The sequence below is a fragment of the Ruminococcus sp. 1001713B170207_170306_F1 genome, assembly GCF_015668065.1.
Taxonomy (GTDB): domain Bacteria; phylum Bacillota; class Clostridia; order Lachnospirales; family Lachnospiraceae; genus Blautia_A; species Blautia_A faecis.
This window is the reverse complement of sequence record NZ_JADPEX010000015.1, coordinates 70,741-81,422: the sequence shown is the minus strand read 5'-3', so window position 1 is coordinate 81,422 and position 10,682 is coordinate 70,741. Positions and strand designations below refer to the sequence as shown.

Sequence of the window (10,682 nt, the reverse complement as noted above, 5' to 3'; positions counted from 1 at the left end):
CTTATCTCACTCTCCTTTTTGTCTGCCCTTCAAAAATTTCTGTTGCCAGATAAATTGCAAACAGGAAAAAGACTGCCGCAATTTTACCCGTTCTGCTTCCTGTAAAGTTCAGCACATATCCGGCAAAAGGGATGCAAAATACAACCGTGCCCTGCAGATTTTCCCACTTTACCGGTTTTGTATCCTGATATTGATTGGAATCCCCTTTTGTTACAAAAAAATGCTTTTCCTTATTGTTTTCAGCTACCCGGTGTGTAATCATTGTTCTCCCTTGTTCTGTGGTAAATGTAATGATCTCCCCTTTTTCTACTTTTTCCGGCTCCTTTTCCTTCACATATATGGCACTTCCAACTGGCAAATCAGGGCTCATGCTTCCAGACATTACGCTGTAACATTTCATGCCATATATCTGGGGAAACGAAAGTCCGACTAACAAAATGACAAAAATCACCCATATGATTTTCAACAGACCTTTTCCCCAGATTTTTAATCTCATCTGTCTTTTTCCTTTCTGTACAGTTTTCTTGCAGTTACTGCAAGAACCACCGCAGCTACAAATAGCGCAAACCATCTTGCCAGCAGATTTGTGTTATCTCCGGTTTTAGGGCTTGCAGACGCAGTTGCATACACTTTTTCTCCTGCTGCTCCATTTAAGCTTTCCTCTCCACCGTTGTATCCACTTCCGCCACTGTTTCCGTTTTCGCCATACTTTCCATTTCCGCTTTTATTTCCACTTCCGCCGTTATTTCCGTCATCTCCATTGTTCTCATCGTCATTGTGCCCCCGGTCACCATTTCCATTTTGACCGGAAGATGAATCCGAAGAGGCCTGACTCGCAGAAAATACCCATTTCACTTTTCCCAACAGTTCCTGATATTCATTATCCATCTCTTCACTTAAAGACAATTTTACAATCAGATTTTTTCCTGCTCCTGGTTTAAACTCACCAAGGGAAATGTCTTTTTTCATGCTCCAGCCTTTTTTCGTCAGATTTCCATCTACAGTTCCATGATAAAGAACTTTATTGTTCTCCAGAATTTCAATCTTTGCATAACTGGTAAGAAGCTTCCGTATCAGCTCCAGATTCTTTTTGCTGTACTTGTTCTGTTTGGCAGCTTCCGCCCGAAGGCTCATCTTAATGTTTAAATCCGAGTTATTAGCAAGCCTTATTGTCTGGCTTCTTGTACATCCAGGCTGCAGGTTCTTAAAATTTGCAAACAGATCTGTTTTCTCGCCGCCAATGATCAGCTTATGATTTTTGTCAAAAATCACACTGGTAACAACTTCGCAAGTACATGGCTGATAGGTAATTCCAAGATCCTTCTCATTTTTTCCCCATATTGCTTTCATTTCGCCGCTCTCTGCCTGTATACTCTCCAGATTTACAATAATTCTTGCCTCTTTGTTCTTATAACGGTTGTCTGCTTTTTCAGAGAGATAGTAGCTGTCCATCAGAGGCTTTTTCGTGGTTTTTCCTGCCGGCAATACATCCTTATAGTACCAGTAGCCGTCCTCACACAGCTTCCAGAGATCGGTGTTGTAATGAATTTCGATCATCTCAGGATCCAGTTCCCGATTTTCCAGAAACTGACCGGTTTCACTGATACTCCCAAACACTCTTCCAATTTTTATCCGGACAAAGGAATCCACAGTTCCTTCATTTTTTATATTTACCTCTTTCACCACTTTCTGTCCCGGATCTACATGATCTGGCCTTACATAATTTTCCTGTATGGAATTTTTGTAAGAGGACATGGACAGCAGATTTACTGCATATTCAGATACATTCCAGGCAGCCAGCGCAGTACCGCATGCAAGCAGCAGTACTGCCACCACAGTTATGCAGATACTTGTGCACTTATGCTTCTTCATGGTATCTCTTCCTTTCTGATCAGTTCTCACTGCCGCGGTTTATTTCCTGCAAGGTTCCTCCTTTAATTTCTTCATCCAACATGCGGTAAGCTTCTGACTGGGTAGCAAATCCTTTGCTCTGAATTGCCTGTGCTGTTACTTTCAGCTGATAATTTCCAACTTTCTGCATCTGTGTCTGGTTCCAGTCTGTAGGAATCGCAATATTGGTAAACAGGGTAGACTCCTCTCCAATATTTAAAATTCCATCCCCTTTTGCTCCCATATAATTGAAAACAAGTTTTGAAGCAGTGGAGCGTGCCGTGTCCTTTGTCCACAATGGATTTACCATTGGATAGGCTGCCAGCTGTGCAAGGTTGTAGCCAGGAATCCTATCCTGAATCAGTCCGGTAGCCTTACCTTCTTTTTTGTCATATCCACCGGTAAAAGTCTTATCAAAATAAATGGTCTTATAAATCAGATTCAACGCCTGATCGTCTGTGATCGGTGTCCCCTGACTATTCAGAATGTCCACACTCATTCTCACATAACAGGGCTCGTCCCCGTTTTTGTCGGAGGTGATGTTCTTTACAGTTGGATTTTTGTATACCGTGTATCCCGGATACATATTCTTTCCATCGTTTTCATTTGGATCCCAGTCCGGTTCTTTCAGACCAATATCAAGGTCCCCTGTGGTAAAAACATTGGTCTGCACAGAATTTTCCGTGAAATAAGCCATTGTGTTTCCAATTCCAAATAACATGGCACATGAAAGTGCTCCCGCAAATAATACATTTCTTTTTCCTCTGCTCATTTTCATATTTTCTCTTCCTTTCTCTCATTAAAAATGAAACAATCCTGCTTCATACGCACTTTTTGGATTGTTAAGACCAAAATATTCTTCTCCTGTCATCTGCTGAAGAATCTGTCCGGAAATCTTAATTTCCACCCCGCCCATTTCCTGAATCCAGGTCTGCCTGCGGTTATTTACCTTTTTATCCACCCAGACCTTTGTAAATAGAGGAACAGTTGTTTCTCCTGTACCATTCAGGTTCCTTTTCAAAACTTTCGAATAGTAAAAATACTGTACAGGGTCTGTCTTTTTCTGATCAGCAAATCGCACCCATTCTCCTTTAGCGGCATCATCACTGTTATAATCAATGGTATAAACTTGGACTACTTTTTCCATATCCTGAGCGCTTAAGACTTTTCCTCTTTTGCTCTTATCCGGGCAATTCTGACTGTAAACGAACTCACATTTCAATGCTGCAAGCTCATTCATATTCAGTTCTGATGTATTGGTTATCTGAGGATCTTTTGCAACAGAAGAACCTGGAACAGTAAGTAATCCTTTCTGTGGATTCCATGACGGCTCTGTAAGAACTGCATCCAGGCCTTTTTCCCCGGCAAATGTCAGCCTGTTTGCAACTTGTCCTGTGTCACCAAGATAAGCAAGTGTGCCGCCAGTTCCCACAGCCAGACATAACCCGGTTCCAAAGATCAGTGCTGCCTTTTTCATTTTTTTCATGTGCACCTCCTTACAGTCTTGCAAAGGCTTCTTCCGGAGAAGAAAATCCTTCGCTCTGAACCGACTCTTCATACACAAGAATATCAAATGGAACTAAATCTTCTTTTTTTACTATGTTTTTTATAACAATATTATCAAAAACCGTATCTGTTCGCTGTCCTGGCTGAAGCTGTTTCTGATAATAATAGTATCCGTCTTCTCCTGTTTTCCAACTGTCTTTTATCTTAAGAGGCTCACACTGCGCCTGTGCATCCAGATTGCTGAATACTACCCTGACCCGGACATATACCGGAATCACAGAATCATTTACAATACATGGCTTTTTCTTTATGACCGATCCTGGTCCAGGATCGGCCGGAGGATCAAACTCTTCTTCAATGTGTGTCTTATTCTCCACTATCTTTATCCTGTTAACAGTTTCCTGGCGGTCAATTAAATAGGCATACACCATAGAACCTGCTGCTCCCGCCAAAAGGCAGAACGCTAGTACAAACAGCATCCATTTCTTTCTCATGGATCAATCACGGCAGGAACCGTTCCTGCTTACTCCTTTCCTCCTGGAATTTCTGTTATTTTGCAGACCTGCTGCAAAACAGCTACTGCTCAAAAAGACCAGTAACCATAAAATCAGCACATGGGTACCACCTCCTTTACAAAGAACCAGAACGGTCATATCTGTCATTAGGGATTTTTTCGAAAATTAAATAGTAAAAAGAATAAAAGATTTGATTTATAAATACATCTGAGATCAGTGAAATAAATAGAAACTATAATTATTAATATTTTAACAATTTCTAAGATACAATAATTAATTAAATGGATTTTAATAACTGAATTAACAAATTTGAATTAAAGATTAAATTGACGCGTCTTCTGTGACGCATTGATTAATTGATATGATAACATGTTTTTTGAAAAAGTCAATACAGGAAATAGAATTTTTCTATTTCCTGTACCAGCTCCTGGACTAGAAAAGGCTCTAGCTTATTACCTCGCGGATTTTGGAGCGGATTCTCTGCAGAGCATTATCAACAGATTTTGGAGATTTATTCAGGATTCCTCCAATTTCCACATATCCTTTTCCCTTCAGATACAAATCCAGCACTTTATTTTCCATAGGACTTAAATAATCTGAAATTCTTTTCCGAAGATCCTCTGTAGTCTCCTGATCAATAATGATAGATTCCGGATTCTCCACGCTCAGTTCCCAGATTGGACTGCTTTCATCCTCCTGATTCAACGATACATAGGAATTCAGAGGCTGGTGCTTCTGGCGGTTAGAATTCTGAATGGCACTGTATATCTGCCTGTCAATACACACTCTGGCAAAAGTTGCAAAAGATGCCTCCTTATCTGTCTGAAAATCCCGGACTGCTTTAAACAAACCGATCATTCCTTCCTGAATCAGGTCATCTGTATCTCCTCCGATGAGGAACATGGCCCGGGCTTTCTGACGCACCAGCCCCTTATATTTCTCCATCAGATAATCTTCTATGGCTGTCTCTCCAGCCCGCAGACGGGCAATCAGTTCTTCATCACTTACACCATCGAACTTTCCCATATTTCCTCCGGATTTTATTTCATTCTCTGGCGAACCACCTCATAGGCAAGGATTCCTGCTGCAACAGACGCATTCAGAGAATCAATATCTCCCTTCATAGGAATAGCTGCCACAAAGTCACATTTTTCCTTTACAAGACGGCTCACGCCCTCTCCCTCATTTCCGATTACCACACCCATAGGACCGGTAAGATTCAGATTGTACATCAGATCTCCGCCCATATCTGCGCATACGAACCACATACCCTCTTTTTTCAGCTCTTCGATGGTCTGTCCAAGATTAGATACCTTGGCAACTGGTGTGTAGTTCAAAGCCCCTGCAGAAGTTTTTGCAACTGTTGATGTAAGCCCTGCCGCATGTCTTTTCGGAATGATAACACCATGTGCGCCTGCAAGGTTGGCAGTACGGATAATAGCTCCCAGATTATGGGGATCTTCGATATCATCAAGAAGAATAATGAAAGGTGCTTCTCCTTTTTCCTTTGCTTTATTTAAAATATCCTCAACTGTGGAATATTCATATGCAGCCACCTGCGCGATCACGCCCTGATGGGCGCCTGTCTCGCTTAACTGATCCAGACGCTCTTTCTGTACAAAATTAATGATCGTATCTTTTTTTCTTGCCTCACGGATAATGGTGCGTACTGGTCCATCCTGGCATCTGTCCAGAACAAAAAGCTTGTCCACGCATTTTCCTGAGCGAAATGCCTCTAATACCGCATTTCTTCCTTCAATCTGCTCGCTCATTTGCAGCCTCCTGTCTCTTATTGCCTTTGTAAAATCATTGCTGTTGTTCTTTATAAATTCTCTTCCGGAATTCCTTTTCTCACCAGTTCCACAATTCTGGAATAATCTTCTTTCAGGTACAAATATCCCATCAGTGCCTCAAAGCCTGTAGCCCTGCGGTAATCTGCCATTGTAGCATGCTTGGCCATTGTAGGGGAATGTGCATTTCTGCCTCTTTTATAGACAGCCAGTTCTTCTTCTGTAAGATCAGGTTCCAGAAGCTCCATCATCTTTGACTGCGCTCCTGCCTTTACCAGGCTGCTGGCCTTTTTATGAAGCTGATTCACCGGACAGTTGCCTTTTTTAACAAGGATTGTCCGGATCACCAGTTCATAAACACCATCTCCAATATAAGCCAGTGTCAGCGGGGAATAGGTTCGCAGATCCCTGTCTTTCAGTTCAAACAGTTCTTTTAATTCACTTAAGCCCGTTTCCATTTTACTCCTTCACGTGTATCTTTAAGAATGATTCCCTTTGCAAGGAGTTCATCACGAATCTCATCTGCTCTTGCAAAATTCTTTGCCTTTCTTGCCTCCTGGCGCTCTGCAATCAGATCTTCGATTTCTTTATCCAGAATTTCTTCTTTCTTCACAGCAGCAAGTCCAAGCACATCACAAAGCTTCACAAGAATTTCAAGAATTCCTTCTGCAAAAGCGGCGCTGCTTTCTTCTGTTACATTTGTATTGGCAAATTTGACCAGTTCAAATACAGCTGCAAGCGCATCAGCTGTGTTGAAATCGTCTTCCATTGCTTCTTCAAATTTCTTTACATATCCTTCTGCCTCTGCAAGAAGTTTCTTCTCAGCCTCAGTAAGTTCAACAGCAGATGCCTTCTCCTTACGGTCTTTCAGGCGTCCTGCTGCCTCTGTAATTCTCTCAAGGGCATTCTTGGAAGACTCCATAAGATCAGCACTAAAGTTCAGCGGACTTCTGTAGTGTGCATTCAGCATGAAGAAACGAAGCACCTGCAGGTCATACTGCTCGCTGATCTCACGCACAGTACGGAAGTTTCCAAGGGACTTGGACATTTTACGGTTATCAATATTCAAGAATGCATTGTGCATCCAGTATCTTGCAAAAATTTTGTCATTGCAGCATTCGCTCTGTGCGATTTCATTCTCGTGATGCGGGAAAATAAGATCCTCACCACCGGCATGGATATCAATCTCGTCTCCAAGATATTTCTTAGACATAACAGAGCACTCAATGTGCCAGCCCGGACGGCCATCGCACCACGGAGAAGTCCAGTATGGTTCCCCTTCTTTCTTCGGTTTCCAGAGTACGAAATCCAGCGGATCTTCTTTCTGGTCCTCTCCTGATACCTGAAGTGCACGGAATCCAGACTGCAGGTCATCCAGGTTTTTGTGGGAAAGCTTTCCATATTCTTTAAATTTCTTTACACGGAAATATACAGTTCCGTCTGCCACTGCATAAGCATATCCTTTATCCATAAGAGTCTGGATCATGCTGATCATGCCGTCAATTTCCTGAGTTGCCTGAGGATGTGTAGTAGCAGGCTTCACGTTCATTCCTGCCATATCCTTTTTGCACTCTTCAATATATCTCTGGGAAATTTCTTCTGCGGAAACTCCCTCTTCGATTGCTTTCTTGATAATTTTGTCATCTACATCTGTAAAGTTGGATACATAGTTTACTTCGTATCCTTTATATTCCAGATAACGGCGGACTGTATCAAAAATGATCATTGGACGTGCATTACCAATATGGATCAGGTTGTATACAGTAGGTCCGCAGACATACATTTTTACCTTTCCCTCTTCAAGGGGTACAAATTCCTCTTTCTGACGGGTCAGCGTATTAAAAATCTTCATTTTATTTCTCCCTCCGGTCAATTTCTCTAAATGTTATTTCGCAGCTACCAATTCCAGACTTCTGCAGCATTTTGTACTTGTGCGCACAACAACATTATTTCTTGTATAAAAGGCAGACTGCCTGGGAAGCAATTCCCTCTTCTCTTCCGGTAAAACCCAGCTTCTCCTCTGTGGTAGCCTTGATATTCAGACAGTCAGGCTCCATATGCAGCGCTTTCGCAATGTTTTCCTTCATCTGTGGAATATGAGGTGCCATCTTCGGCTTCTGGGCAATGATCACAGCGTCAATATTTCCTACACCATATCCTTTTTTTTCCAGAAGAGAGGCTACATGTTCCAACAGCTTTACGCTGGAAATCCCCTCGTATGCCGGATCTGTATCTGGAAAATGCTGTCCAATATCTCCAAGAGCTGCAGCTCCCAAAAGAGCATCCATAATCGCATGAATCAGTACATCTGCATCTGAATGTCCCAGCAGGCCTTTCTCCCACGGTATCTTCACACCGCCAAGGATCAGATTCCGGTTCTCTGTCAGTCTGTGTACATCATATCCCATTCCCACTTTCATAAGATTATCCACATTTCGTCCCTGCCTTTCTTCTTGAAAGGGATTTTCCTGCATAGCAAAAAATCCCCATGCTATCGTTCGCTATTATACATGATTTCCAACTAAAAAGCAATCCGTCAACAGTTTAATATGCCAGGGATTTCTGTCTGACATTCCAGACTGCGTTGCAACAGAATTCTGCACAATTTTTATTTATGACAAAGGCCTCCCGGGTGAACCCCAGAAGGCCTGACAATATATATTCTAAATATTTGCATATCTTTAAATACAAAAACATTTGACACATTTTCCTGTGGACAGTACTATTAAACTTCTGCGATTACCTCAACTTCGCAAAGAACATTCTTCGGAAGAGTTTTCACAGCGACACAGGAACGTGCTGGTTTGTTTACAAAGTATTTCGCATACACTTCATTAAACTTGGCAAAATCTCCCATATCAGCAAGGAAGCATGTTGTCTTAACTGCCTTCTCAAAGCTACTTCCTGCTTCTTTCAGTACTTCGCCAAGATTCTTCATAACCTGCTCTGCCTGAGTCTCAATGGTATTTCCGTTGATCTCGCCTGTTGCAGGATTTACCGGAATCTGTCCAGATGTGAATAATACTCCATTTAAGATCATTGCCTGGGAGTATGGTCCGATTGCTGCTGGTGCCTTCTCTGTATAAACTACTTTCATGGTGTAAATCTCCTTTCAATTTTTCTTTTATTGTCTTCATGCTATCGCAAAATTTTATTAGTGTCAAGCAATTTTTTTGTACGAATCTGGAAAGTAATTTTTTTGTACAAGTCTGGAACGGATTCTGCCTTGCAGGATTTTCCTATTACATAAATAATGTTTGCTGCACAGTCTTAGGGCGTGTTTAAAAAATCATTCCCGCAATCTGCACGCCCCACTTTGTGGGAGATTTCACCCGAATTCGGTTGCAGTAGCCCGCTACGGCACCCTCATCCGGGCGAAATCTCCCACAAATTGTGACGCACATCTTGCAGAAAGCCTTTTTCAAACATGCTCTAATTCAAATAATAATAAACCATCGCAGAAATCCTTTGAATATTGGAAACAGCATCTGCTTCCTTTCCTGCATTCTCAGACATTACGCATAGAATATAATCCGTTCTGGCTCCATAGACAATTCCAATATCGTGCTGGCTTTTATCATTTTCACCAGTTTTATTCGCTACCTGAACAGATTCCTTAAGCCCGCCAGGAATCTTTGTTCTGGTATCCTGATTCAGAAGCAAAGACAGCATCTGGTCAGAATCCTCCGGACTTACACATTCTCTTCGGTAAATCTTCTCCAGCAGAGTGCCACAATCCTCCACAGAGGTCATATTACTGCTGCCAATCCCTTCCGAATCTGTATTCGAAGGCGCAAGCGTATGAAGCACAGCGGTCTCTTTATAGCCCTGTTCCCTAAGATACCTGTTAATTACACGTGCACCTGCATTGAATTGATTGGAAGCAGTCTGAAGCCTTACCATTTCATTAAAAGACTCATTGTCACTGTAGGTTACCATATTCTCCATAAGCCGAAACAGCTTGTCTGTCACAGTCTGACTAGCTGAATCTGCTTTCAGAAGCATCCCCTCAGCTATCCTGATTTTTTCCATATTTTCATAACTTGCAGCCATTGTAAATGCTTTTATCAGACTTGCAGAAGACATGGCTTTATCATTGATAGAGAACTTCTCTCCGCTCTTCAGATCTTTCACATAGACGCTCCAGTCCCCTTCCAAATTTTCTGTAAATTTCTTCACAGCTTTCTTCAGATTTTTGATCCCCGGATCCGTCAGTTCTTTGATGCTGCCATCTTTTTGGATTGTCAAGCCCTCTGGTGTAGTACCAGCTTCTTCCGCTAATACGCCGCTTGATTCATCAAAATAATAATACCCGGAAAATCTCTTTTCTCCTACATTCATTTCCGGGATATAATAAATACCGCCTTCCTGGCACACTCTTCCATTCCTATCAACATAATACCCGCCATCTAGTTTTATCTGTCCAATCTCTTCTTTTAGAATACAAACTCTTCCAGTACCAGAAAGCCTTCCAAGGTTATTTACCACATAAATCCCCGAAGTCCATCCTGCTTCCACAGTTCCATCTTCTGCTTTCGGGAGTGCTTCCTGTGAAATGGCTGTAAGATGTGCTTCAGAAGCTTTAAATTTTCCTGTCTCGTCGTGATAATAATATCCATTAAACACTGTTCCATCTACAACAAAATGGTCGAAATAATGTATAGCCTGAACGCAGTCTCCTGAACCATCTTCATTCAGACAGTAAAAGCCGTCACTTTTCAACATATATTTGCCATCACTGTTGGGAATAGGAAGTATCTTAGCTTCCTCTGTAACAGATGACAGGCTGCCGCCACTTTCTGATTCCGCCAATACAGTCAGAACTTCAGGCTTCCATAACAGGAGCCCGCTGTTGCTGCACCAAAATGCTGCCCCCAAAAGGACTGCCATTCCAGCTGCTTTATACAGCCATCTGGTTTTTTTGCCTTTTTTCATGTTATTCTCCTTTTAATAAGGGCAGTATAACCTGTTTCTGCTTTGT

12 protein-coding genes and 2 pseudogenes are annotated in these 10,682 nt (G+C 41.9%); 1 reads left to right on the top strand and 13 read right to left on the bottom strand.

Annotated elements, in window-relative coordinates; genetic code table 11:
• Window position 1: 1 nt before the first annotated feature.
• The 12 genes and pseudogenes from I4V84_RS10625 to I4V84_RS20575 all read right to left on the bottom strand — a co-directional run.
• Window positions 2–496, bottom strand: a complete 495-nt coding sequence (locus I4V84_RS10625; RefSeq protein WP_173772378.1) for a signal peptidase I — start codon at window positions 494–496, stop codon at window positions 2–4.
• A complete protein-coding gene (locus I4V84_RS10620) occupies window positions 493–1,872 on the bottom strand; it encodes a hypothetical protein (protein WP_195991910.1) in 1,380 nt (459 codons plus the stop codon). The genes I4V84_RS10625 and I4V84_RS10620 overlap by 4 nt, the downstream gene beginning before the upstream one ends.
• A 19-nt stretch (window positions 1,873–1,891) precedes the next feature.
• Complete coding sequence (locus tag I4V84_RS10615) at window positions 1,892–2,668, bottom strand: SipW-dependent-type signal peptide-containing protein (protein WP_118579088.1); 777 nt, start codon at window positions 2,666–2,668, stop codon at window positions 1,892–1,894.
• Between the two features lie 21 nt (window positions 2,669–2,689).
• On the bottom strand, window positions 2,690–3,376 hold the full coding sequence (locus I4V84_RS10610) for a hypothetical protein (protein ID WP_173773351.1): 687 nt from the start codon (window positions 3,374–3,376) through the stop codon (window positions 2,690–2,692).
• Window positions 3,377–3,386: 10 nt separating this feature from the next.
• A complete protein-coding gene (locus tag I4V84_RS10605; RefSeq protein WP_195991908.1) occupies window positions 3,387–3,890 on the bottom strand; it encodes a hypothetical protein in 504 nt (167 codons plus the stop codon).
• A gap of 465 nt (window positions 3,891–4,355) precedes the next feature.
• A complete protein-coding gene (gene sigH, locus I4V84_RS10600; RefSeq protein ID WP_118579097.1) occupies window positions 4,356–4,937 on the bottom strand; it encodes an RNA polymerase sporulation sigma factor SigH in 582 nt (193 codons plus the stop codon).
• Window positions 4,938–4,951: 14 nt separating this feature from the next.
• Complete coding sequence (gene rlmB / locus I4V84_RS10595; protein WP_195991906.1) at window positions 4,952–5,683, bottom strand: 23S rRNA (guanosine(2251)-2'-O)-methyltransferase RlmB; 732 nt, start codon at window positions 5,681–5,683, stop codon at window positions 4,952–4,954.
• 50 nt (window positions 5,684–5,733) lie between these two features.
• Window positions 5,734–6,159, bottom strand: coding sequence for a ribonuclease III domain-containing protein (locus I4V84_RS10590; RefSeq protein WP_118579103.1), 426 nt, complete (start codon window positions 6,157–6,159; stop codon window positions 5,734–5,736).
• A complete protein-coding gene (cysS, locus tag I4V84_RS10585) occupies window positions 6,144–7,553 on the bottom strand; it encodes a cysteine--tRNA ligase (protein ID WP_173716451.1) in 1,410 nt (469 codons plus the stop codon). The genes I4V84_RS10590 and cysS overlap by 16 nt, the downstream gene beginning before the upstream one ends.
• A gap of 94 nt (window positions 7,554–7,647) precedes the next feature.
• Window positions 7,648–8,121 (bottom strand): 2-C-methyl-D-erythritol 2,4-cyclodiphosphate synthase, encoded by a 474-nt coding sequence (gene ispF / locus I4V84_RS10580; RefSeq protein WP_118579255.1) that lies wholly within the window; start codon window positions 8,119–8,121, stop codon window positions 7,648–7,650.
• A gap of 305 nt (window positions 8,122–8,426) precedes the next feature.
• A complete protein-coding gene (locus I4V84_RS10575; protein WP_148462763.1) occupies window positions 8,427–8,798 on the bottom strand; it encodes a RidA family protein in 372 nt (123 codons plus the stop codon).
• Between the two features lie 184 nt (window positions 8,799–8,982).
• A pseudogene (locus tag I4V84_RS20575) lies at window positions 8,983–9,066 on the bottom strand (DUF6783 domain-containing protein); the annotation flags it as partial.
• Between I4V84_RS20575 and I4V84_RS20570 the strand changes: the two are divergent.
• Window positions 9,043–9,093, top strand: a pseudogene (locus tag I4V84_RS20570) (DUF6783 domain-containing protein); the annotation flags it as partial. The pseudogenes I4V84_RS20575 and I4V84_RS20570 sit on opposite strands and share 24 nt — an antisense overlap.
• A gap of 40 nt (window positions 9,094–9,133) precedes the next feature.
• On the opposite strand, the gene I4V84_RS10570 reads toward I4V84_RS20570, so the two are convergent.
• Window positions 9,134–10,636 carry a serine hydrolase gene (locus I4V84_RS10570; RefSeq protein WP_195991905.1) on the bottom strand — a complete coding sequence of 501 codons (1,503 nt, stop codon included), beginning with the start codon at window positions 10,634–10,636 and terminating at the stop codon, window positions 9,134–9,136.
• Window positions 10,637–10,682: the final 46 nt, after the last annotated feature.

Bases quoted from the DNA above. Each gene is read 5' to 3' on its own strand.
- I4V84_RS10625 (WP_173772378.1), bottom strand. From the start codon at position 496: ATGAGATTAAAAATCTGGGGAAAAGGTCTGTTGAAAATCATATGGGTG.
- I4V84_RS10620 (WP_195991910.1), bottom strand. From the start codon at position 1,872: ATGAAGAAGCATAAGTGCACAAGTATCTGCATAACTGTGGTGGCAGTA.
- I4V84_RS10615 (WP_118579088.1), bottom strand. From the start codon at position 2,668: ATGAAAATGAGCAGAGGAAAAAGAAATGTATTATTTGCGGGAGCACTT.
- I4V84_RS10610 (WP_173773351.1), bottom strand. From the start codon at position 3,376: ATGAAAAAAATGAAAAAGGCAGCACTGATCTTTGGAACCGGGTTATGT.
- I4V84_RS10605 (WP_195991908.1), bottom strand. From the start codon at position 3,890: ATGAGAAAGAAATGGATGCTGTTTGTACTAGCGTTCTGCCTTTTGGCG.
- sigH (WP_118579097.1), bottom strand. From the start codon at position 4,937: ATGGGAAAGTTCGATGGTGTAAGTGATGAAGAACTGATTGCCCGTCTG.
- rlmB (WP_195991906.1), bottom strand. From the start codon at position 5,683: ATGAGCGAGCAGATTGAAGGAAGAAATGCGGTATTAGAGGCATTTCGC.
- I4V84_RS10590 (WP_118579103.1), bottom strand. From the start codon at position 6,159: ATGGAAACGGGCTTAAGTGAATTAAAAGAACTGTTTGAACTGAAAGAC.
- cysS (WP_173716451.1), bottom strand. From the start codon at position 7,553: ATGAAGATTTTTAATACGCTGACCCGTCAGAAAGAGGAATTTGTACCC.
- ispF (WP_118579255.1), bottom strand. From the start codon at position 8,121: ATGAAAGTGGGAATGGGATATGATGTACACAGACTGACAGAGAACCGG.
- I4V84_RS10575 (WP_148462763.1), bottom strand. From the start codon at position 8,798: ATGAAAGTAGTTTATACAGAGAAGGCACCAGCAGCAATCGGACCATAC.
- I4V84_RS10570 (WP_195991905.1), bottom strand. From the start codon at position 10,636: ATGAAAAAAGGCAAAAAAACCAGATGGCTGTATAAAGCAGCTGGAATG.